General features: G+C 37.5%; 21 protein-coding genes and 1 pseudogene. 13 read left to right on the top strand and 9 right to left on the bottom strand.

Annotated features, from left to right (window positions below; translation table 11 throughout):
* The first annotated feature begins 278 nt into the window (after positions 1–278).
* Positions 279–1,475, top strand: coding sequence for a DEAD/DEAH box helicase (locus ABD005_RS09065; protein WP_343817078.1), 1,197 nt, complete (start codon positions 279–281; stop codon positions 1,473–1,475).
* Between the two features lie 171 nt (positions 1,476–1,646).
* Here the strand turns inward: ABD005_RS09065 and ABD005_RS09060 are convergent, their stop codons facing one another.
* On the bottom strand, positions 1,647–2,483 hold the full coding sequence (locus ABD005_RS09060) for a mechanosensitive ion channel family protein (protein WP_215981085.1): 837 nt from the start codon (positions 2,481–2,483) through the stop codon (positions 1,647–1,649).
* A 231-nt stretch (positions 2,484–2,714) separates the two neighbouring features.
* Here ABD005_RS09060 and ABD005_RS09055 point away from each other — a divergent pair, with 231 nt between their 5' ends.
* The 4 genes from ABD005_RS09055 to ABD005_RS09040 all read left to right on the top strand — a co-directional run bounded on the left by ABD005_RS09055 (position 2,715) and on the right by ABD005_RS09040 (position 4,773).
* Complete coding sequence (locus tag ABD005_RS09055; RefSeq protein WP_215981086.1) at positions 2,715–3,173, top strand: YehS family protein; 459 nt, start codon at positions 2,715–2,717, stop codon at positions 3,171–3,173.
* Positions 3,174–3,296: 123 nt separating this feature from the next.
* Positions 3,297–3,503, top strand: a complete 207-nt coding sequence (locus ABD005_RS09050) for a DUF3545 family protein (protein WP_343817075.1) — start codon at positions 3,297–3,299, stop codon at positions 3,501–3,503.
* Between the two features lie 377 nt (positions 3,504–3,880).
* Positions 3,881–4,417, top strand: a complete 537-nt coding sequence (locus ABD005_RS09045; protein WP_343817073.1) for a hypothetical protein — start codon at positions 3,881–3,883, stop codon at positions 4,415–4,417.
* Positions 4,418–4,458: 41 nt separating this feature from the next.
* Positions 4,459–4,773 carry a hypothetical protein gene (locus ABD005_RS09040; RefSeq protein ID WP_343817071.1) on the top strand — a complete coding sequence of 105 codons (315 nt, stop codon included), beginning with the start codon at positions 4,459–4,461 and terminating at the stop codon, positions 4,771–4,773.
* Between the two features lie 140 nt (positions 4,774–4,913).
* Here ABD005_RS09040 and ABD005_RS09035 read toward each other — a convergent pair whose 3' ends face one another.
* Positions 4,914–6,986, bottom strand: coding sequence for a M13 family metallopeptidase (locus ABD005_RS09035; RefSeq protein ID WP_343817070.1), 2,073 nt, complete (start codon positions 6,984–6,986; stop codon positions 4,914–4,916).
* A 288-nt stretch (positions 6,987–7,274) separates the two neighbouring features.
* Positions 7,275–8,900, bottom strand: a complete 1,626-nt coding sequence (locus ABD005_RS09030; RefSeq protein WP_343817069.1) for an AbgT family transporter — start codon at positions 8,898–8,900, stop codon at positions 7,275–7,277.
* A gap of 447 nt (positions 8,901–9,347) precedes the next feature.
* Between ABD005_RS09030 and ABD005_RS09025 the strand changes: the two genes are divergently transcribed.
* The 3 genes from ABD005_RS09025 (at position 9,348) to ABD005_RS09015 (ending at position 11,859) form a co-directional block, all read left to right on the top strand.
* Positions 9,348–10,547 carry a MipA/OmpV family protein gene (locus tag ABD005_RS09025; protein ID WP_343817068.1) on the top strand — a complete coding sequence of 400 codons (1,200 nt, stop codon included), beginning with the start codon at positions 9,348–9,350 and terminating at the stop codon, positions 10,545–10,547.
* Between the two features lie 10 nt (positions 10,548–10,557).
* Positions 10,558–11,016: a DUF3019 domain-containing protein gene (locus tag ABD005_RS09020; RefSeq protein WP_343817067.1), complete on the top strand. Its 459-nt coding sequence runs from the start codon at positions 10,558–10,560 to the stop codon at positions 11,014–11,016.
* A 105-nt stretch (positions 11,017–11,121) separates the two neighbouring features.
* Positions 11,122–11,859, top strand: a complete 738-nt coding sequence (locus ABD005_RS09015) for a response regulator (protein WP_343817066.1) — start codon at positions 11,122–11,124, stop codon at positions 11,857–11,859.
* Here the strand turns inward: ABD005_RS09015 and ABD005_RS09010 are convergent.
* Positions 11,843–12,118: pseudogene (locus ABD005_RS09010) on the bottom strand (hypothetical protein). The gene ABD005_RS09015 and the pseudogene ABD005_RS09010 overlap by 17 nt on opposite strands.
* An 88-nt stretch (positions 12,119–12,206) precedes the next feature.
* Between ABD005_RS09010 and ABD005_RS09005 the strand changes: the two are divergent.
* On the top strand, positions 12,207–13,514 hold the full coding sequence (locus ABD005_RS09005) for a sensor histidine kinase (RefSeq protein WP_343817064.1): 1,308 nt from the start codon (positions 12,207–12,209) through the stop codon (positions 13,512–13,514).
* A gap of 297 nt (positions 13,515–13,811) precedes the next feature.
* A complete protein-coding gene (locus tag ABD005_RS09000; protein WP_343817062.1) occupies positions 13,812–15,350 on the top strand; it encodes a methyl-accepting chemotaxis protein in 1,539 nt (512 codons plus the stop codon).
* A gap of 217 nt (positions 15,351–15,567) precedes the next feature.
* Here ABD005_RS09000 and ABD005_RS08995 read toward each other — a convergent pair whose 3' ends face one another.
* The 4 genes from ABD005_RS08995 to ABD005_RS08980 form a co-directional block, all read right to left on the bottom strand.
* A complete protein-coding gene (locus tag ABD005_RS08995) occupies positions 15,568–15,990 on the bottom strand; it encodes a hypothetical protein (RefSeq protein WP_215978965.1) in 423 nt (140 codons plus the stop codon).
* A 433-nt stretch (positions 15,991–16,423) separates the two neighbouring features.
* On the bottom strand, positions 16,424–16,912 hold the full coding sequence (locus ABD005_RS08990) for a CreA family protein (RefSeq protein ID WP_343817060.1): 489 nt from the start codon (positions 16,910–16,912) through the stop codon (positions 16,424–16,426).
* A 128-nt stretch (positions 16,913–17,040) separates the two neighbouring features.
* Positions 17,041–17,493 (bottom strand): hypothetical protein, encoded by a 453-nt coding sequence (locus tag ABD005_RS08985; protein ID WP_343817058.1) that lies wholly within the window; start codon positions 17,491–17,493, stop codon positions 17,041–17,043.
* Positions 17,494–17,611: 118 nt separating this feature from the next.
* Positions 17,612–18,451: a LysR family transcriptional regulator gene (locus ABD005_RS08980; protein WP_343817056.1), complete on the bottom strand. Its 840-nt coding sequence runs from the start codon at positions 18,449–18,451 to the stop codon at positions 17,612–17,614.
* A 181-nt stretch (positions 18,452–18,632) separates the two neighbouring features.
* Between ABD005_RS08980 and maoP the strand changes: the two genes are divergently transcribed.
* The 3 genes from maoP (at position 18,633) to ABD005_RS08965 (ending at position 22,234) form a co-directional block, all read left to right on the top strand.
* Positions 18,633–18,995 (top strand): DUF413 domain-containing protein, encoded by a 363-nt coding sequence (maoP, locus tag ABD005_RS08975; RefSeq protein WP_215978969.1) that lies wholly within the window; start codon positions 18,633–18,635, stop codon positions 18,993–18,995.
* 217 nt (positions 18,996–19,212) lie between these two features.
* Entirely contained in the window at positions 19,213–20,259 is a 1,047-nt protein-coding gene (gene gshB / locus ABD005_RS08970) for a glutathione synthase (RefSeq protein WP_215978970.1), read from the top strand.
* The gene (locus tag ABD005_RS08965; protein WP_215978971.1) at positions 20,243–22,234 is read left to right on the top strand and encodes a flavohemoglobin expression-modulating QEGLA motif protein; all 1,992 of its coding nucleotides are present in this window, start codon (positions 20,243–20,245) and stop codon (positions 22,232–22,234) included. Before gshB ends, ABD005_RS08965 begins: the two co-directional genes overlap by 17 nt.
* A gap of 126 nt (positions 22,235–22,360) precedes the next feature.
* On the opposite strand, the gene ABD005_RS08960 is transcribed toward ABD005_RS08965, so the two are convergent.
* A complete protein-coding gene (locus ABD005_RS08960; RefSeq protein ID WP_343817052.1) occupies positions 22,361–23,767 on the bottom strand; it encodes a YdgA family protein in 1,407 nt (468 codons plus the stop codon).
* Positions 23,768–24,005 lie beyond the last annotated feature (238 nt).

Below are 24,005 nucleotides of genomic sequence, written 5' to 3'. Positions count from 1 at the left end.
TCAGAGAGTACTTTCTTTGGAAGTACTTTCGTTGGAGGTATGTAGTGAGCGTAACTAAGCTACACTCGGTACTATCATTTCTAACAATAATTTTTGCTGCCTTTAAATAGTCAAATTCAAACTGGCTTCGACAGGCCAATCAGGCCTATAGTTATTGGTAGATGTACCTTTTCTGTTATACTGAGCCACTTTATTTGACCTCCACTTTCATCAAAAATTTTCCATTAATTATAATTAGCTATATTTGAGCTGATTGCACGCTTGAGGCTACACACTGAATGTCATTTTCTACACTAGGATTGTCTGCTCCTATTTTAAAAGCAGTTGAAGCGCTTGGTTATAAAACGCCAACAGCGATCCAAAAAAAAGCGATACCGGTTGTACTTTCAGGGAAAGACTTATTAGCGGCCGCTGAAACGGGTACCGGTAAAACAGCAAGTTTTGTGTTGCCATTACTTGAAAAGCTTTATGCTGCCCATGCCAGTCAAGGGCATAAAATTCGCGGAAAACGCATTCGTGCATTAATTTTGGTACCAACGCGAGAATTAGCGGTACAAGTCGAGGCGAGTATTAAAAGCTATGGTCAGCAGTTAACGATTAGCTCTATGGCAATGTACGGTGGTATTGACTCTCAGCCACAAAAACAAGCTTTAATTTTGGGGGTTGATGTGGTTGTGGCAACGCCAGGTCGCTTATTAGATATGGCGCATCAGCGAGCATTACATTTTGATGAACTTGAAACTTTAATTCTTGATGAAGCTGACAGAATGCTTGATATGGGGTTTATTGACGATATTAATAAAATTTTAGAGCGCCTACCTAAAACACGTCAAAATTTACTCTTTTCAGCTACCTTGTCAGAGGATGTTAGGGCTCTCGCCAAACGGGCTATATATCAGCCCGTTGAAATTAGCATCGCAAAAAATAGCCCCTCAAAACCTAATATTGAACAATGGCTGATCACCGTTGATAAAACCAATAAGTCAGCATTACTCAGTTATTTGATTAAAGAGCAGCAATGGCAGCAGGCACTTATTTTTATTGAAACTAAGCATGGTGCTGCAAAGTTGGTGAGCCAGTTAGAAAAACGCGGAATTGCTGCAGAGTCGATTCACAGTGGTAGAACTCAAGCGATACGAGAGCAAGTATTAGCAGATTTTAAAGCAGGTAAAATTAAATTTTTAGTTGCCACGGGTATTGCTGCGCGAGGTATTGATATTGGTGATTTAAGCCGTGTGGTTAACTATGACTTACCCGATCAGGTTGATGATTATATTCACCGTATTGGCCGAACAGGTAGAGCGGGCGCAAGTGGTGAAGCCATTTCTTTTGTGGCTAAAGATAACTTTAGAAACTTATGTGCTATTGAAAGTAGATTAGGGCACGTCATTACACGTAAAGAATTTGCAGAGTTTCCGGTGAAAAAAGTAGTTCCTGTGTCAATTCTAAATTACGTACCGAAAAATAAGCGCTAGAAAGGACAGACTCTATAAATAAAAAGCCGTTAGTCATTAAAGACTAACGGCTTTTTTGTAACCGGTATTAAGCGCTAATACCAGTATGTAAAGCTAATCTCGTTATACAAGCATAATTACATAAGTATCGTTATATAAGTATCGTTATATAAGTATCTATAACAATACAGCTTACGCTTGAATAAGATGTACATCGCGTTGCGGGAACGGAATAGCAATTGCGTTTTTATCAAGCGCTTTTTTCATTGCCTCGTTCACGCCAAAGTATACATCCCAGTAATGTTCAGGTTTACAATGAGGTCTTACTACAAAGTTAACAGAGCTATCAGCCATTTCAGTTACGCCAACAAATGGAGCAGGGGTTTGCATTACTTTGTCGTTATTTACTAACACATCCATTAATACGGCTTTAGTTTGATCAATATCAGCGCCATAAGAAACGCCAATGGTTAAATCAACACGAATTTTACCTTCAGCGGTGTAGTTAACAATAGAGCCGTTAGATACAGCGCCATTAGGAATAATAATGCGTTTAGATTGAGGCGATAATAAAATAGTATTAAAAATTTGTACTTCTTTTACCACACCTAAATGGCCTTGTGACTCAATCAAATCACCCACTTTGTAAGGTTTGAATATCATTACTAATACACCACCAGCAAAGTTAGCTAAACTACCTTGTAAGGCTAAACCAATGGCTAAACCGGCGGCACCTAAAACAGCAATAAATGACGTAGTTGCTATACCTATCATTGAAGCAACAGAAATAAATAATAATACTTTTAATAACCAAGAAACTAAGCTGCTCATAAAGGGTATTAATGTAGGGTCAACTTTTGACTTCTTCATTGATACTTTTACTAGCTTACTAACACCACTAATTATCCATAAACCGATAAGTAAAGTAAAAATAGCGAGTGCTAGCTTAGGAGCGTAGGTTAACCCTAGCTCATATGCTTTCATTGATAGTGCTTCAACTTGTGAAACAGAGTTGTCGATAGTGCTCATTGAATATCCTTGTGGCAATGATTAAAGTCTCGGTTATTTTATCCGTATTACAAAAAATTACAAATATTTAGCAATCTCTTTATAAATATTCTAATAACGTAATGTGCCAAGGTCGGTTATACTTGCAGTATCTTTATTTACGTAAAGCATCAGACTATTTTCTCCAGTGCTAAGTTAACGTAAATACAACGTTTTTTGGGCTTTATGTTAGCTCTAATTTTAGGTATACAAATGATAAATAATGATATTCTTCGTCGCATTGCTACTATTTTTAATTTCGATAATGCAAAAATTAAAGCGATTTGTACGCTAACAGGTTGCCATATTTCTGAACACGAGATGAATCACTTTTTTATAGAAAAAAATGATTCTGCATACGTTACTGTAACAGATGAGCAATTAGCGGCTTTTTTAAATGGTTTAATTATTGAAAAACGAGGACAGCAAGACGGTCCTGCACGGCCTAATGAGTTAACACTCAACAATAACGCTATTTTTAATAAAGTTAAAATAGCACTGGCATTAAAAGCTGATGACGTTATTGCTACGCTTGAATTGGCAGAGTTAAGTTTAGGTAAATATGAGCTTAGTGCTTTTTTCAGAAATGCTAACCACAAACATTACCGTGATTGCCCTGATGATGTACTATCAGCATTTTTAAAGGGATTGAAGATTCAGCACTGTAAATAAATAGTGTTGAGTTTTGTCATTAAACTGTCATGAGCAGTTAAAAAAACATTCATATTATTCGCTTAAATTATTGGCTTCGATAGTCAAGTAACCCGTACATAAACGGGCTTAAATAGTTAAATAATGCAAAAAGCGAGTATTGATATGAATGATGAAAACTGGGCAGAGTTTGATGATATGTATAGTGAAAACCTTGATGAACTATCAGCACACGATCGAAAAAGCAAAGGGAAAGCTGTTCGTAAACGTAAATGGCGCGAAATTGAAAACATTAAAGAGCAGCGTCGTTCACGCCGTGAAATGGAAGAGTATGAGCAATACTCTTATTAAGTTTTTGCTTAAATAACCTGAGCTCAGGTTTAATAGATAAATTATTAAAGCGTTTTGCGATTATCGCCTTAAAGCCAGTCATGACGACTGGCTTTTTTGTTTTGTAGTGCTGTAATTCTTCTTTGAGTTTGTCAAATGTTGCCTACTGTTTTTCTCGGTAAGTAATTGCATAACTTTAAGTAGGTGATTTAGCCAGAACTGGAGTACAACTGCAATAGTTCGCTTAATTACGCTTTTTTGTCCTATTTTACATTAGTGAATGTGGTTTACCCACTCAAAGTGCTATTCCAAACTATTGCCTCAGAGCAGAAAGGCATATGTACTAATATTTACTATATCGTTATAGTAAACTCTTTGTTAATACTAAGGAAAGTAAAATGAACCTAAATAAATGGCTCTTTATTGCTGCTATATTATGCTTCGTTAATCCCGCTCAAGGAGTGGTATTACAACAAGACCAGTTTACCTATAATAATGTGGATCAATGGCAACGTATTATATCTTTGTCCGCTGGTGGTTTCGTACTTAAAAATAACACGACGATAATGACATTTGAATCATGGGAAATGAGAGAGTTATTAGCAGATCATGAAGAGTATATAAAAAGCTTAGAGCAAGAAGAAGCGTTATACAGTGTTGAAGACTTTATTCATTGCTCTTTGAATTACCAGTGTGTTGATAACTTTTTAAAATCATTCTCTTCTCATCAATTAGTAAAAAATGTGAAGCCTTTAATTGATGTCTGTATAGACGTAACAATTCATTGTGTAATTTTTAATACACCTATTAACAATTACACATTTGAAGCTTATGTGTATACCGCTTCTAACAACGACTACTTTATTCGTATATTAACAAATATTACCTCGCAATCAGAACTATCCGAGCATTTAAACGCTATAAAGTTGGATTGAAATATAAAGTAATCATAAGGAAATGATAGAAATGACATCAGATGATATTAAAGCTGCAAAGACTGTTATTTTTTGCTTTTTATGGACGTCAGCTTAGCATAAATGACCCAAGTGAAGAAACCGTGAATATATTAGCCACAATGATTAGTGAAGCGGCTAAGTGTAGTCGTACTATAACAAAATTACTTAATTCACTTTCATCAATAACAGGTTCAGGGGCTGCAATTAGGATTGTTCGTAGCGCTGCGAAGCTTGCTAAGTCAGATAAGAATGCTTTTAAGATGTGTAATTCTATAACTAAGTATCATTATCGAGCCCCTTTAGAAATATCAATGCTTGGAAAGAAGAAGAGATAACTGCGGCTTACATAAATAAATCGAATACCATAAAAATGCCCATCAGAGTTATCTGATGGGCATTTTTATTTGGCTAAATAACCAGATCTCAAGGTAATAAATTACATCATTTACTTGTGGAAATAGTTATTTATACAAAACTACCAAATACGTACACGTTCATCTTCAGGTAAATATAAAGCATCACCTGGTTTTACATCAAACGCTTTGTACCATGCATCGTGGTTACGTGGTGCTTGTGCACGGAAACGACCTGGGGCGTGTGTACCGCCGCGTAATTGGTTTAACATGCTCTTTTCAGTACGTTTTTCTTTCCATACTTGCGCCCATGCTAAGAAGAAGCGTTGATCGCCAGTTACGCCATCAATTACAGGTGCCTCTTTACCATTTAAGCTAAGTTTATAAGCATGGTAAGCCATGGCTAAACCACCCACATCGCCAATATTTTCGCCTAAGCTATTACGGCCATTAACAAAGTTATCTGGAATCGGTTCGTATTTATTGTACTGTGCAACAAGTTGGTCGGCTTTTGCATCAAACGCCGCTCGGTCTTCATCTGTCCACCAGTTACGTTGAATACCGTTTGCATCAGATTTTGAACCCTGATCATCAAAACCGTGACCCATTTCATGTCCAATTACTGCACCAATAGCACCGTAGTTAACTGCTGCATCAGCATTTGGATCGAAAAATGGAGGTTGTAATATTGCTGCAGGGAACACGATTTCATTAAACGAACTGTTGTAATAAGCGTTTACACGTTGTGGTGTCATGCCCCAGCGGTTACGGTCAGTTTTTTGTAATTCTTTAGCAACACTATCAGCGTTAAAGAATTGACGAAGGTTAGTAATATTACTAACTAAGTCAGTTTTTGAAATAGTTAAACCGTCGTACTTTTGCCATACATCTGGGTAACCAATTTTTGGGTTGAACGCGGCAAGTTTGGCGTGTGCATTAACTTTAGTTTCTTCGCCCATCCAGTCTAAGCCATCAATGCGTTGGCCAAGTGCTGTACGTAAGTTTTCAACTAGCTCAGCCATTTGTTTTTTAGAGCTTTCAGGGAAGTAACGACCCACATAAACTTGTCCAATAGCAAAGCCCAATGATTCAGTACCCGACATTTCTGAAATAGCACGTTTCCAACGAGGGCGAGGCTCTTGCTGACCGCTTAACTCTTTACCGTAAAATGCAAAGCTTGTTGCATAAATATCTTCAGAAAGTAAGTCGGCATTACCTGAAATAGTGTGGAAAGTTAAGTAATTCTGCCAAACGTTTAGCTCTTCTTGATTAACTAACGTAATCATCGCCTTAATTGGTTCAGGTTGAGAGATATTTAATTGTGGAACTTTATAACCTGTTTGTTCAAAGTATAAATCCCAGTTAAAGCCCGGGTACTCTTTGGTTAAATCAGCACGTTTAATTTGGTTTAAGGTTAAATCGCGATTACGACGTTTCTCACGTGGCCAGTGACCTTGAGCAATTTTAGTTTCAAGTGCTAAAACAGCTTCGGCACGTGCAGTGCTATTTTCAATACCAGCTAAGTCAAGCATTTGTGCAATATGAGCCACATAAGCGGTACGTGTTTTTACAAAGCGTTCACTTTCTTCTAAATAATATGAACGATCAGGTAAACCTAAACCGCCAGCACCCATCGACATTTCATATTTGTTTGGGTCTAAACGGTTAAACCACATACCACCACCAATGGGTGATTTAGAGCTAGTTAACCAAGCCGCGCCAAATACTTTGGTTAAATCATCGGTATTTTTAATGGCAGCTATTTGATCAAGCGTGCTTTGAATCGGAGATAAACCTAGTTTGTTTAACGTTTCTGTATCCATATAAGCGTTATAAAAGTCCGCAATAAGTTGCTCTTGTGCATTTAAATCACTACGGCTAACAATATCATCAATAATTTCTTTAACTTGCTCTTCACTGCGCTCAGCTAAACCAGTAAAAGCACCAAAACGGGTTTTATCGGCAGGCATAACGTAGTTGTCGTACCATGTGCCGCTAGCGTACATAAAGAAGTCATCACCTGGCTTTATTGCTTCGTTACGGGCCGTTAAGTCAACACCAAAGCTACCTAACTCAGCGGCTGTTGCTGTTACTTCTGTTTTAGCTGATTTTTTTTCGTCAGTAGCTGTTGTTGATGTACCGCAAGCGCCTAAAAAGGTAGTCGCTAATGCGATAGCTATTAAGGATTTTTTCATGAAATTATTCCTTTATTTTATTAATATTATGGTTTTTTGAGTACATTCAAAGGCGCTTTTATAGTTGATAATTATTTAGATTGGCCGTCAGAAAGTACTTGATTTTGAAATAAACAAGTACATATTCTAGTAACAAGCCAAAAAGTCAACAGTAGATACGACCAGTGGGGTTATTTACTCGTTAAGATAAGTGTGTTGTTGGTTGGTTTATGTTTGTAGGGAGTTGAGCTAAAAAGTTACAGCGAACAATTTGTTGTATACATTGTGCGCTGTAACTTGGATTATAAATTACTTAGCAGGAAAGTAGGTCTCAGCGCCAGGGCCAACAGGCATACCGAGTACAAATACCCAAACGAAGAATAAAACAGTCCAGCCGAGTAAAAACACCATAGAATAAGGCAACATCGTTGCTATTAACGTACCAATACCTAAGTCTTTCTTATACTTAACCGCGACCGCGAGAATTAAACCAAAGTAACTCATCATTGGGGTTATTAAGTTAGTAACTGAGTCACCAATTCGATAAGCGGCTTGAATTACTTCAGGAGCATAGCCCATTAGCATTAACATAGGAACGAAAATAGGAGCGGTTACTGCCCACTGTGCAGATGCACTACCTAACATTAAGTTAATAAAGCCACACATTAATATGAATAGAATGAATAACTCAGGGCCGGTTAAACCCAGCGCCTGTAAAAAGGTTGCGCCTTTAACTGCCATTACCGTGCCTAAGTTTGTCCACTTAAAAAAGGCAACAAATTGCGCTGCAAAAAAGACTAATACAATATACATACCCATAGTATTCATGCTGGCAGACATAGCATTAATCACATCACGATCAGTTTTCATCGTGCCCGCAACACGCCCGTATACATAACCAGGAATAGCAAAAGTAATAAAAATAAAAGCGACAATGCCTTTTAAGAAAGGTGAACCTTTCATTTCACCTGTTTCAGGGTGTAATAAAATACCGCCAAATTGAGGGATAACCGTGAGTGCTAATAAGCCACACACTAAAGCAAAAGTGATCCCCGCGGCTTTTAATGCTTTGATCTCTAATGGTGATATTTTTTCAATTTTTTGTTCTGCTAAATCAATAGAAGCTTCATTAACGTCATATTTTCCTAAACGTGGCTCTACAATTTTTTCAGTAACCACAGCACCTAAAATTGCGATTAAGAAGGTACTAATAAACATAAAGTAATAGTTGGCTTCTGGGCCTACTTGGTAAGTTGGGTCAATCATTTGCGCAGCAGGCGTGGTAATACCGGCTAATAAAGGATCAATAGTCCCCAGTAATAAGTTAGCGCTGTAGCCACCTGAAACACCAGCAAAAGCTGCTGCAAGACCTGCTAAAGGATGGCGACCAAGTGAGTGGAATATCATCGCTGCAAGTGGAATTAATACTACATAACCTAGCTCAGAAGCTGTATTTGAAACAATACCAGCAAAAACTACGGTTACTGTTACCATACGAGGTGAGGCGTCCATAACCAACGCACGCATTGCGGTTGACAAAAGCCCTGAGCGCTCAGCAACAGCAACACCTAATAGCGCTACTAATACAGTACCTAAAGGCGCAAAACCGGTAAAGTTAGTGACTAGACCCGCCACAATACGTTGTAGACCTTCGGCATTAAATAAGGATATAACTTCAATAATGCCATCAGCTTCTCTACCAGGAGCCCCCATAGGACGGGGGTCGGCAACGCTCATTTCAAAAAATCCAGCAATACCACTGATGGCAATAACCGCTAAACAAAAACAAGCAAATAAAGTGATAGGGTGAGGTAATAAGTTACCTAACCATTCAACGCCAGCTAAAAAGCGATTAAATAGGCCGGACTTTTTAGGCTCTTTTTTTGACTCATTTAATTGCCCCTGAGTGCTGGAGCCAAGATTTTCTGATGACATAGATTGTTCCTTACGCATGCCGCTATAAATTGCGGCTTATTATTGTAGCTTGAATAAAAAACCGCAGAGTTTACCTGAATTAGCGGCAATATTCTCGTTTTTTAGTTAAGCAAAAGGTACACTGCGATGAAATACGGGTGTTGTCAGGTAACCGTTGGTGATTATTTTATTTAATTATTTTGATAAAGTGTTGCCCCGTTAAAGGTTTTATATGAACAATAAAACAGTATTTAATTGATTTTTAAGTTTTTTTAATGTTTTTTACTTTTTTCAGTTAAGTGAATGGCAATTCTTTCACCAGAATATATAAAGCCAATTTATACCAGAATGTAACTTTTATCGGCAGTGCAGATACAAATTGATACATTCCCTTAATGTGTGTTACGTCTATTCTTGCTGCCCTTGGATAGTATTACGGTTAACAAAAAGCAAACCACAAGGGATTACATGAAAAATACAACCAAAACTATTCTTGTTAGCTTAGCTACAGCTAGCCTAGTCACCACGAGTGCTTTTTTTAGCTCGCCATTGTTTGCCGTACAAAGCGTCGAGCAGAACACCGCACAGAGTAATGCACAAAAGAAACCAGCGACTAAAGAGCCAAAAGAAGAAACAACTCAAACAAAAAAACAATTAGCAGAATCGGCAGATACAGAAAGTACTGAAAACCCTAGTGAAGACTTTATTAGCGTTAAAGCTGATCCTAGCGATAAAAGTAGCATTAATATTTGTCTTGGTGATTGCTCTGATGATGAACAGTTTGATATTAAAATTAGCTGTAAGAACTTGAAAAAATCAACAAAGGCTGATGACCATAATAAGCTTGAAGCGACAAGTGATAATGAAGAAGGCCTAGAAAGCAACCCCAACTTAAAGAATGACTATGACTGTGAAGATGAAGATATAGATTTTCGTTTTGAGAATAGACGTGACGGTATGCAGTTTGATGTGAGTGCCATTAGCAGCGTTGGTGATAACTATACCTTAATTAACAATGATAGTAGTGACGCGGAGTTTGACGTTGCTATAAGCTACCGTATTCAGTTACTAGGAATGTTTATTGAGTCACCCGGTATTAGCACACGTCGCATTCACGGTATGTACTCTATGCCTGCATGGGGGCTAAATTTCTACAACAGCGATGATTGGTCGTTCGATTTATTTTATCAATACTCAACACGTGGCATTGAAGGTTTAGAAGGCATTCAAGCAAGAAATAAAGATGAACGTGCTGGTTTGCGTGTTACAGGTTTTTTCGAGCATAGCCAATTCCAAGCCATATACTCGCCAGTAAGTCGCAACGATGACGGTAGTGACGGTATTGAAGCGTCGTTATCATATAGTCACAATTGGCAGTTTAGAAACTGGAACTATTATGCCAACCTAGGTATGCAATATCGCTCAGAAGAAGTAACGCCTTACAATTACGCAGGTTATGGCAATATCAGCACTATAGATGATAACTTATCGTTTAGTGATGGCATTAATTACTCGGCTGAAGTTGGTGTCGAATACCCATTAACAACCGACTGGGTGTTTGGCGGTTTTGTCGGCTATAACGCATTATCAGAACGTTCAGCGTTAATGCGCCAAGACAATATCAACGACGGCTATCGCGCTGGCGTTTTACTCACGTATGTTTTTTAGGAGTGATTTGATGACACCCATTAAAAAAACAACTGAGGTTATTAACGTTAATCGTTTAGCGCTCATACGTCGTGTACAATATCAGCTGAAAAATATATTTTTGATGATGTTATTAGTGCCACTAAGCTTCGTTACTTATGCCAGTGATATTAAAGCATTAATGAATATTAGTCCTGAGCAATGTGTGGCAATGTCGCAAGGACAGTCTTGTTACGTTGCAGTAGAGCTAACATGGCAAGTTGATGTACCAGGTGATTATTGTTTGTATAGCTCAGCACAAGAAAATTCTTTACGCTGTTGGAGCAATGCTAGCGAAGGGCAGTTTACTCAAGCATTCAATACAAAAGTTAACTTAACCTTTCACTTGAAGCAGCAAAATGCCACACAACCTTTAGTTACATCTGTTGTTAAAATGGCTTGGGTGCATAAAAAGAAAGGACAGCCGAGAACATCGTGGCGGCTGTTTTAAGTCATATTATTTTATATTTTGAGTTCTGATTTCATCATTAAGAGGGGCTTGAGTTTAATATCTCAAGTTCAAGTTAAATAGGATTGGTAGTACATGGTAACAAGTATGGCAGCACATATATTATTGGTTGAAGATGATATAGAGCTAGCACAGTGGATAGCTGATTATTTAATTGCGCGTGAATTTGAGGTTACCACTTGTCACCGTGGTGATGAGGCAGTTTCACTGATTGAATCACTTAATCCTGACATTGTCTTGCTTGACGGTATGCTACCAGGCATGGATGGGCTTGATATATGTAAGGCGGTTCGTCATACCTTTACCAATCCTATTATTATGATCACCGCTCGCGATGAAGAAATTGACGAAGTGTTAGGGCTTGAAATGGGTGCTGATGATTATATAACTAAACCCGTTAGAGCACGGGTATTATTGGCGCGTATACGGGGATTTCTTCGCCGTAAAGAAGTCAGTAAACACAATAATAGCCAGTCTGATGAAACTAGCGAAACCTTAGTTGAAAAAGAAACCAGCACAATATTAACCTTTAGTGGTTTAACTATAAATGAGCAAACTCGTAGCGTAATGCATGATGGTAATTTAATAAAAATATCGTCGAATGAATTTGATGTTTTATGGTTTATTGCACAACGTGCCGGACAAGTCGTATCGCGTGAAGCGTTAGTAACGCACTTACGAGGCTTTGACTATGATGGCTTTGATCGCTCTATTGATTTACGTATTTCACGGTTACGCAAAAAGCTTAATGATGATCCAGCAGAGCCTTATCGTATAAAAACTATTTGGGGTAAAGGTTACCTCTTTGCTAATGATGGTTGGTAAAGAAAAGACTAACTTTATTTGGTTTAGCTAACGACATAATATCAACTGCAATATTATTAGGGGCTGTTGATCTCTCGAGATTATTTTTGCAGATTTTTGTTGGGTATTTATACAAGGCAGAGCCTTTGTAATGTAGTTATTCTACCTAAAAAGGTGATGACGTAGTAAAAATGACCAACAAACGCTGTCCGAAGGATTCGGCTAAAAGCGTTTTATTCTTTGTTGAACAGTCTTTGCTTAGAATGACTAGGCAACACACTGTCCGCCGCGATTAAAACGCTTTTATCTCGAACAAAATTTAACCGCGAAAGGTCAACAGCCCCCAGTTTGCAATTGAAAGGAATAACATGGGTAGACTAGCACTGTCATTATTAAGTGTTGTATTAATCGCAACCATAGGTTTAGGTTGGATGTTTGATAGTATTTACAACCAATATCAAGCGTCATTTACAACAATATCATCTTCAGATAAAACACAACCAATTGATAATATTAGCACTATTGAACGGTTAGGTGAAAATTTAGCAATAACGGTTAACCAGTTAACTGATAAAGCAACATTTATTCAAAAGTGGCCAAAGAAAAATGGCTTCACGCTGAGTTTATTACCTTTAAAAGCGTTACCTTTACCTGAGGTATTACTTAGTGAGCTTAAAGCAGGGCAACCTTTATTGCTGGAAACCGATGAATATATAGCGCTGCATTTCTACTTGAGTAGCTCCAATGAGCTGCTAGTGCTAAAAACTATTCCTATGGCAGAGCCGAAAAACAGCACGTATATATCAATATTACTGACCAGTTTATTTTATTTAGCGGTGCTGTTATTAATGTTTTTATGGCTTTACCCGCTAGCAAAGCGTCTATTTTATTTACGTCAAGCAGCAAAATCTTTTGGGGAAGGGGATTTAACGCAACGTATTAATGTTGGTTCGGTGTCTTATATTCGAGATTTAGAATTAGAGTTTAACCGTATGGCTCAGCGTATTGAAGATTTAGTTGCCGATATTAAGTTGCTCAGTGGCGCCGTTTCTCATGACTTACGTACACCACTTGCCCGAATTCGCTTTGGTATAGATACTATTGCTGAGGAAGATGATCCGATATTGCGACGACGCTTCGAGCAACGTATTAGCGACAATGTTGATGAAATGGTCGACTTAGTTGAAACCTTGCTTAACTATGCTCGCCTTGATCAAACGCTACTCACTTTAGATAAAACGCAAATAGACTTTTCTGCACTGGTTGCTCGGTGTATCAGTAATAAAAGTCAAGACAACGTGCGGTTGCATTACCAACCACCAACAACGCCAATTATGGTTTATGGCGATTTATCGTATTTAATGATCCTCGTTGCTAATTTATTGCAAAACGCTTATCAGCATTGCCAAGGAAAAATTGATGTCACTATTAAAGAAAGCAATACTCATGTTGAATTAACTATTACGGATGATGGCTCAGGTATCGCACCAGAGCAACGTGAGCAAATACTTAAACCTTTTATTCGTGGTGAAAATAGTAAAAAGGTTAAAGGTTATGGCATGGGCTTAGCTATTGTTAAGCGTATTGTGCAGTGGCATCAAGGACATATTTATATCGATAACTCTGAGTTACTTCGCGGCGCACAATTTACAATTACTTTACCAAAGTATAAATAACCCGAATTCAAGTTAAATCGTATATCATCAAGCGTTCTCAAGAATGTAGTTTAACTTTTTATTTATTATACCGAAGATTCACCGTCAATAATGGCAATACTTAATGTAGATAAAGCTTAATAAATATTCACCAACATATTGATTTGAATGCTTTTTAACCATAAATCCCTCACCCTACGTTTGGTTACATAAATGGCATTGATTTATTATGACTTATCATGCTTAATTCGGACATATTCTTATAGCTAATACTTATCAAGTATTGAGCATGATATACCGCACTAAAGGCAATTATTTATGCACCCTACCTTAGAAAATGAAAAAACGTTTTCAGCTGAAGAACAACTTGTTTCAACGACCGACTTACAAGGTCGCCTTACGTATGCTAATCAGGAATTTTGTGATGTTTCGGGGTTCTCATTGGAAGAGCTTGTAGGGCAGCACCATAATATTGTACGTCACCCTAGTATGCCAAAAGCCGCATTTGCTGACTTATGGGATAAATTAAATCGGGGTGAGTCGTGGCGTGGTATGGTGAAAAATCGTTGTAAAGATGGTGGTTACTACTGGGTCGATGCCTATGTAACCCCGCTATATGAAAATAATCAAGTTATCGGTTTTCAATCGGTTAGAAGTAAACCGACTCAAGATCAAAAAAATAAAGCTCAGGAACTTTATGACGCACTAAACCAAGGTAAAGCAGTAAGCGATTTAAAATCTAATACTGCGTTAAAGCGTGTTGCTGCATTGCTTATTGTATTGTTATCCTTGCTTGTAAGTGCTTATTTTACAACTTTTATAGCATCGGTATTTATTTTATCAGTAACGTTATTTATGTTATTCATATTGTTTTTTGAAGAGCTGATTGTGTTTCCTGCAGCTGTGCATAAAACTCAGCAACAGTTTGACAGCCCTTCTCGTTTTATTTATTCGGGTAAAGGGCTAACCAATATTTTCAATTATCCATTAGCGCTATATCAAGCGAGAATTAATACCATTTTAGGGCGAAGCCAAGACTCAGGTCGAGGGTTAGTTGAACTAGCAGTCGAGTTAGAGCAGCTATCAAGCGATATGCTTAGTGGTATTCAAGAAGAGAATGCTCACTTAGCACAATTTGCTACAGCAATAACCCAAATGAGTGCAACAATTAACGAAGTGAGTGAGAATACCACGCGCACTCATGAGCAGGTTGTTAATATTCAAGAAGAATGCGAACAAAACATTGGGGTGATTGATAGCAGTCAGAATAAAATTTCGCGTTTAGCAAGTGATGTTGAAAATGCGGCCAATAATGCTATTGATTTAGTTAAAGATGTATCAAAAATTTCAACTATTATGTCAGAAATTCAAGGGATTGCCGATCAAACTAACTTACTAGCACTTAATGCTGCCATAGAGGCCGCTAGGGCTGGAAGTCAAGGCCGAGGTTTTGCTGTTGTCGCAGATGAAGTGAGAACACTAGCAAGTAGAACACAGGGCGCAGCGGTTCATATACAAAGCTCAGTTTCAACATTGCAGGCTACACTCAATAACTGGAGTGAAGTTATGATGTTAAGTAAGGCTAATGCAGAGGAATGCACAGAAGACACTAAAAAAATCAAGCAAGTTATGACAAATATTATTACTAATGTTACTTTAGTTGGGGATATGACCGCACAAATCGCTACCGCAACAGAAGAGCAAAGCGTCGTAGCTGAGCAGATAAATCAAAGTATTGTCACTATCGATCATATCTCTAATGATAATGCTCGCTTAGCAGAACAAGTTAATACCAAGGGGATTGAAGTTAATACAAATGCCGCTTTAATAGATGCTTTGAGTACAACGTTCAAATAAAAAAGTGCAATACCAATGGCACTAACTAATCTGAAGTTCAACGTAATAAAACATCTACAGTAGCTGTTTTATTACGTGTAAGTTAGTTTCACTTGTAGCAGTGAGGTTACCTTTACTGTAATAAAACTAGGTTAAGAGCCCATAAATAAAAAAAGCCGCATTATGAAGAATGCGGCCAAAGCAATGTAAGGGAATTACAAATTGCGCTTAAAACCTTTTACAATGTTGAATACTGTTTTACGAACTGGCTGATAGTTTGACCGTTACAACGCATTTGTTTAACGTCAAAGTTTGTTGTGTTTGCTACTGAATCAATACCTGTTGCTACTGCTTGAGCACACACTTTTGAAGCACTGTTTGCGTTAGCTGGCACAACTACAATTTTTGTTGCTGCTTTTGGTGCTTGGTAAGCCTTTGAAAATTGTTGAATGCTCTTACCGTTACACTTCATTGCTACCATGTTTTTTTGACCAGATTGGCTTGCATAGCTTACTGCAGCGTTATAACCACTTTTTGCCGCTACCACACAAATTTGGCTTTCAATTGAGTTATCAACAGAAACAAACTTAACACTTGACGTTGACGCTTGTGCTGCGCCAGTGAATAAAACTACGCTTAAAGCTGCTACTAAATTCTTCATATAAACCTCTATATTATGTCATCAACAAGTTAAAAAATGTTCCTGCTCAAGGAATAGAGTAATTATACTAATTTATTTTTACGTGTAAAGTTATTTTTGTAATTAAATTACATTTATGTTCTTTTTTTACTTTTTTATTGGTTTTGTTTTGTTTTTAATGCGTAAAAATCGCATAAAAACCTGTTTTAATCACTTTTTTTAATAAATATAAGAATAAAAAGGTTTTTTATGCAATATTATTACAATGATAATAATTACTATTTGTGTTTTTTAGTGTTGTAAAGAATTTACTTAAACACAGGGAGATAAGTATAAAGCCAAGAGAGGGGTTGCTTGAACTGAAGTATAGTAGGCAAAATATTGCCTTAAAAGCACAGTGTAATGGAAGAGCCGTTCAAGCTTAGATTATAGATACTTAGGGTTAATTAAAAAACTAAGTATCAGTACTTGGTAAGGCTGCTTTTGGTTTATAAGCCTTTGTTCCCCATAGCGGCACTGTTGATAAGCTATGTTTAAAGCTGCCTGAGGTTTCTTTTGTTGAATAAGATAAATACATCAGCGTTTGGTTATCAGCATCAAAGATACGACGTACTTTCATACTTTTGAAAAATATACTTTTTGATTTTTTAAAAACAACTTCGCCAGATTTGCTTTTGTCTATTGCTGCAATCATTTGTGGCGTGATTTCGCCCGTTTGACGACAAGAAATAGAACTGTCGCTAGGATCGGCTAAGCTTAAATTTGCTTCTACGCTGGCTACATGGCAAGTAACGCCGGTAACGGTCGGGTCAACTAAAGTATTTAATTTAATATCTTTCATGGTAAACATACCTAAAGAAACATCACCTACTTCATTATCAGAGCAGGCCGTTAAAGCACTAGTTGTGGCGAGTGCAAATAATAGTTGTCGTGTTTTTTTCATATTGTTGTCTCGTTAAGTTAACGTAAGTATATATAAAGATAGCTAAGATCGTCGTTTCTAAAGTGGCTGGTTGTGGCTGATTGTGGTTAGTTGTAGCTAGTTATAACCTAGCAATAACCTATGCTACGTTAATCCATAACCGCGCGAATAACAAAATAGCTCGGCCATAAGTCGTGTACCTCGCTTTTCCATTGTGGCTCTATTTCACCATTAGGACCTTGTAAAAGCCAGTATTTTGCCCATTTTCGTACCAGCTTACCTGACTTACTTAACTTCAGAGGAGAAAAGCTACGCTGATAATAGTTACCTTGATACTCAACCACATCACGGTTTTTAACTTTTGGGTATAACGCATCTAATGCCGCGGTGATTATTTCTACTTGAGATAGCGCTAACAGTCCTTCTTTTTTTAATTGGCTGACTATTGCAGCTTTTTTTAGGCAGGCTTCCATATATAAATCCCTATGCGGGGTATATACCATACCGGTTAAGCCATAAATAGATGCTAACTCTCGCTCTGCAGTTTTTTTTAATAGGGGTAATTGTGCTGTAATATTATCTAAATCAGCTTGTGTGTACATTCATGATCCTTTATTGGCGTAATAAAGTAAGAAGATCGAACAGCTATAGTAACACTATTGTGACTTATTCAAGTGACTTATCTGAGTAAGTGCTAGGGCAAAGTAATACTTAGTTAATCTAAGCATTACTTTTAAGAAAGCTTCCATAGTTGTTAAGTAACTCATTTTGCGGGCTTGTTGATGATTGATTTTTAGTCACCATATAAATCGGGCGCTTGGTTAGCAGTGGCGTTTCGACTTTATATAAGGTTTTATTAGTAATTAAAGTACTAACAAGCGCTAAGGGTAAATAAGCAAAACCACCGCGCGAGAGTAAAACCTCTAAAGCGATCATTGCCGCTGAAGTTCGTAAAGATGGCTGCAATTTATGATGCAATGCATGCTCTTTTAAAAAGGTAAGCCCCCAATCTACTAAAATATAATGGTCTATAACATCCAGATGGTTTTCACTGGTGCTTACTAACGCTAATTCAAAGTGCCCAATTAAAGTATTGGTAAAGTCTTCATCTTTTATCGGGTCAGTTAAAAGCCCTACGTCTAAAGTTTTTTCACCAAGTTTACGTTGAATAACTTCGCGTACAGATATTTCAGTACCTAATGAAACTTCACTGAAAAAATCAATCGTTTCTTGTATGCGCGAACTAAAAAAAGCATCCCAAACATTGGGTGTCGCAGCAATAGTAAATTGTGTTTTTTGTTTTTTGGCGGTGGTGATGGCTTGCTTTGACTGTTCAAGCTGCTCAATCATTAAATGGGCATGAGCAAGTAGCGTTTCACCTGACGGAGTTAAGCGTAAATTATTTTTATCACGGATAAAAAGCTGAGTACCATAGAATTCTTCAAGCTGTTTTATTCGAGCACTTACCGCCGCTTGAGTAATATATAAGTTTTCAGCAGCGTGACCAAAGTGCTTTGTTTTAGCAACCTGTATAAAGGTTTTAAATACGCGAATATCCATAAAATACTATCTAATAAATACATTAATTATTACAGCCCTTAATGTATGAAAATATTGTCGTTACGACAATTTTTTTTTGTTTTATTCGGTAATTTAATTGGTATACATTCTAGCGAATTGAAAAACCTTAACGCGATGAATCAATCAATACGCTTATTTACGTTAAATTGGAGTACATCTTATGCAAACAAAGATAAGAAAAGGTCAACGTGCTTTTTATGGCGATAGTGTTTTCCCTCACGGCATAGCACGCAGTGGTTACTTTAATAAACGAGAAGCTGAAGAGCTTGAGCTCTACGGTGATACCTTTGAAGGTTTATTAAGTGGTCGTTTGCTTAGTGAAAACAGAGAAGAAAAACGCTTTATTGCTAATATAGGTGTAGAACATACTGACTTATATCCTGTGCGCTTATGGCAAAAATATTTAAATGCTCTCGCTCATATTAAACGCCGCCATGGCTTTATGATCAGCGAGGCAAGAAGTCGCGGTAGTGTTGTTACACCTGATGTTGAGGTGGAGCCTGATATCGTAATGAACGACTAATAGAATTGCTACACTTAAAGTAAACGAGAGACAAGTTAGCTGTTATACAGCTAACTTGTCTCTGATTGATTTTTTTTGTTGTTACGATAAAAATTTATTAAGAGCTTTTTGCGTTTATTGTCGGTACTCTCGCCAAAAATTACCCTCAGCGTGTAAAACTCACACTTTTCGTGAGTTGCTACAACAAACGCTAAATAGCATTTAATAGAGTTTACTTATGAAAATTTGTTTTATCATGTATCCGTGGGATAGAGTTGAGCCCGAAACCGACTCAACATTACGCCTAATACACGAGTGTGTTAAACGTGGTCACACTGTTGCTTTATCTACCGTGAATAACTTAACCATTCGCGATAGTGTTGCGAGTGCGTTTTGTGATGTATTCAAACGCAATGAAAAAGTTTCTGATAACATTCCAAATTTTTATAAAAAAGCAGAGTTTCGCCGCTCACAATTACCACTCGCGGGCTTTGATGCCATTATTATGCGCGCTAACCCACCGCTAGATACCTTAGCGTTAAACTTTTTAGACTCTATTCGTGGTGATACTTTCATTATGAATGACTTAGATGGCTTACGTATCGCCAATAACAAAGTATATACCGCATCATTTCAAGATACCGAAAGCGAGTTTATTCCCGCAACGCATGTCTCAAAAAACCGTGAATATTTAGAGCGAATTTTTGAAGAGTCAACCAGCGATCGTATGATTTTAAAACCGCTTGATGGCTATGGCGGTCGCGGCGTTATTGTGCTTGAGAAAAACGCTCGTCAAAGCTTTAGCTCATTACTTGATTTTTATATTGGCGGTGATGAAAGCGGCAAAGGGACTAACTACGTCATTCTTCAAGACTTTTTACAAGGAGCAGAAGAGGGCGATGTGCGCATTTTAATGTTAAATGGCGAGCCTATTGGTGCGATGAAACGTATTCCTGCCGATAATGATATTCGCTCTAACGTACATGCTGGCGGACGCGTTGTTAAGCATAAATTAACAGAGCAAGAAAAAAGGCTGTGTAAATACATTGGCCCTAAATTAGTGCGCGATGGTTTATATTTTACCGGTATTGATGTCATTGGCGGTAAATTGTTAGAAGTGAATGTATTAAGCCCAGGAGGGATTATGCGTATAAATAAGCTTAACCGTGTGCGCTTGCAAGAAAAGGTTATCGACTTTGTAGAGAGCGTTGTTCATGCAAAAGAGTTATCACGCAGCCGTAAAAATGAATTTAGACAGGTGATTGAAAATGCTAACGCTGTCTGAGCAAGAGTGTATAGCGCTGATTGAACAACAACAGTGTTTTCAAGCTGAAGTTGAGGGTGGCGCTTTTATTATCAAAATAGATGAATATTCGCCAGTTATTTGTGCGGCTGTTCATAATGGTCATCGCTTACGTGCTGAATTAAAGCAAAGCTTTTTATTGACCAAAGCCGAGTCGTTATATGAAGAAGACCCATATACCGATGAGCTTATTTCGTCGTTTCCTGTGGTATTAATGGGTAATGACTCTCGTTTTGAGTATGACTTAAGCCGCGCTAAAGCCCTGTCAACTAACCATAAAATTGCAAGCAAAAAGCCAGTATGGAAAAAAGCACTCACAGCAAAGCAACGCGCAAAAAGTCAGGCGAAGCACCAAGCCTTTTACAATGTACTTGAAGCGCTAGTTGCTAGTATTGAAAAGCAGTTTAAAAATGCAATAGTGTTTGATGTGCATGCTTACAACTACAAACAGTTAGCAACTACAGCACCAACGTTTGATATTGGCTCAGCACAAATAGATATGGAGCGTTGGGGCGGCATTGTTAAACACTTTCAAAAGCAATTAGCAAAAATTGAGTTACCTAATATTGCTTGTTCGGCCACAGTTGATGAAGTCAATCAAGGACATGGCTACTTAATTACCCATATTAATGCGCACTTTGATAATACGTTGGTATTACCTATTGAAGTGAAAAAAGTGTTTATGGATGAAGATACTGGTGAGTTGTACTCGCTGGTATTAGAAGAGTTACGAGCGAGCTTTAAAAATGCCTTAAGTGAAACAACCGCCTTTTTTATGCGCCGTTACGGTAAACGTAAGTCAGTTGGCAAGGCTGATATATTGTCATCATCGTTATCGCCAGCGCTTATTTCCCTTGATAAAAGCTTATATAACTTATCGCAAAATGTTGATACGTTAAGTTTTATTAACCCCGTTAATATTGCTAGTGAGCGTAAAAAGTTTTTTAATCAAAACGCACAATATACGCCAGAGTTTACTTATAAACAGCTAAATATTAATCCTTATGAATTTAGGGAAAAACTTTATAAGTTACCAATAAATCAGATTGCGGATGCTGATATTCAGCAACTCTACCGACATGTTATTGACAATTTAGCGGCAAAAATTGACTTGTTAACGACAATTGGCACGGAAGACTTTCTTTATAACTCATTAAAGTATTATGGTAAGCCTGACCAGCAAGATATTGCTAATGCTAAGTTTATTCTACACGCGCCTGATATTTCAACAGAAGTGCCTGAAAAATTTGATGCTGATTATGCGGTTGATTACTTCACTGAAATAGCACAAGAATGGCAGTTAAAATGTCGAGTAGAAAAGTCGAGTCGCCTTGTGGCTAAAGCCATGGTAAATAACAAGCGTAGTTTGTTATCAATTAACAAAGAGGCAACGTTTACTAAGGCCGAGCTACATGCTTATGCGTACCATGAATTAGGTATTCATATGCATACCACCATTAATGCTAAAAAACAGCCATTAAAGGTGTTTTCACTAGGGCTGGTGGGTAATACTCACACGCAAGAAGGCTTAGCTATTTTTAGTGAATATTGCTCAGGCAGTTTAACGTTGTCACGGTTAAAAATGTTAGCTTTGCGAGTAATGGCCGTTAATTATATGGTAACGCAGGGAGATTTCACCAAAACTTACCTGACACTTATTAATGAGCACGGCATGGCAAAAGAAGCGGCATTCACTTTAACTACACGTGTATATCGTGGTGGTGGATTTACCAAAGACCATTTATACCTAAAAGGGTTTCGCGATATATTTTTATTGAGTAAAACGGCCAAGCTTGAAGACTTACTTGTAGGTAAAACAGGTTTGTTAGACTTTGCTATTATCAGTGAAATGATTGAACGAGGTTTAATTATCAAACCAATCCCACTGTTTGAGTTTAAGGTGAAAGAAACAGAAGAAAGTCGTATTTTAGATTATTTAGTGCGCTCTATTTTATAAAGATTTCTTGTTAGTAGATGTAATTTATATATAAAAATTAGCGATAAAAAAAGCCGAGTTAAGTAGCACTTAACTCGGCTTTTATATTTTAGGTTAAACACGCTAGCCTAATTTAACGTTAGTACCTTAAAAAGGTAATGGAATAGGCTTATCGTTAAGGATTAGTGCTTTGTCTTTTAACGTTAACGTTGAGTTGTAGTTTGTTTCAGTAGCGGTTAAAAAACCCTGTTGAGCAAACATTGACAGCATTGCCGGTACTTGTTGATTAGCAAGATCTGTAATTTCAGCTTCTGTCATACCTGCAGTGCCAGGATCTTTAGCAAGTTGCATTTGCATCATGTTTGTTGCTATCCACTCAATTGCTGCTTTATCACCATTAATATTAGCGTCAACTAACGCATGGGTTAACCAAAAACTAGGATCAGCTAATTGTGCAGGTAAGCTGGTAATATTAACTAAGCTGGTATTAAAGTGACTGCTAAACTTACCTTGTGGTAAGGTGCCACGCAAACTCGTAATATTTACTTCAGGGTTGGCTTTAACCAGTAGCAATAAATTGTTGTTTAAAAACTCAATCAGTTTTGTTGGGTCTGCTACGCCATTAGCGCTAGCAATAGCCTTACTTTCGGCCTGGTAAGCTTGAATAAACTCTCCGCTAAGGTTGTTCATTTCAAACTCTAATGCAATATCTTGTGCAGCAAAATCATCAACAGCCAAGTTATTAACGCCGTAAGCTAACTTCATGTCCATTAATTGTTCTTTTGGCTCTAGTACCGTAGCTACAGTCATGTAAAGATCAGATAAAGTGACTTTTTTTGCTTCATCTTTAATATTGACATCAATGTTAGCAAAATTCATTTTAGTGCTTGAGTCATAAATACCATTAGCTAAAACTTCTTCAATTGATGTTTCAAGTAACATATCTAAGGTTAAATCATTCAAGGTAACATCAACCTCACCAGAGGCTAAGGTAAAGTCACGCATAATCGCAGAGTACTCTAAGCCTTGCCCGTCATAGCTACCTTCACCTTGATAACCACTAAATGTTACTGATATATCTTCATCAGATTTTTTGGCACTAAAAGCAGTTATAGTATCAGCGTATGTATGACCGCCGAATAAACCCATACTCGACTCGATTTGATAAAAGGCTTGCTCTAATGGCCACTCAAGCGCTTCTCTTAATGCTTCACCGTCAACCTTTGCAGACCAGCCAACCCAACCTAAACCACTATGCTCACCAAAACGAAATGGGCCGTGAGTCGCACTGTATTCTGTTTCAAGCGTAAGTTCTTCCATCTCAACATAAGAGCCCTGGGTAAAGGTTCCTGGGGTTATTCCTACAACTAATACCGCACTGGTAGAGAACCAGTTTGACTCAATATCTTTAATACTCATGGTATAACCGGGTACATCGTTTACCGTTTTTACAATTTCATGAAGTGAATCATTTAATTGACCACCGACAAACTTAGGAGCAATAAGCCCACCTAGTACCAGTGCAGACAAAGATATTGTTACTATTTTATTCATGTTTTAAAAGTCCATATAATTGACAATAATTAACAGCAGTACGTGATAGTACGGCTACTGTAATCCCTAGTTCGAGTAATTGTTACATATTCATATAGAAAAGTATATTGGCTAACATCTTGATGATAAGTCGTTTTATATTAAACATTAGTGGTAACTCTACCTTTGTTGATCTACCTCATAGCAATGAAGACTAAAAGTTCTTAAACTCATAAAAGTAGTTAAATTCTCTAATTTG

Origin of the sequence: Colwellia asteriadis (assembly GCF_039523295.1) — a bacterium.
Classification (GTDB): Bacteria; Pseudomonadota; Gammaproteobacteria; order Enterobacterales; family Alteromonadaceae; genus Colwellia; species Colwellia asteriadis.
The sequence above is the reverse complement of the archived record's forward strand: the minus strand, read 5'-3'. Positions and strand labels throughout refer to the sequence as shown.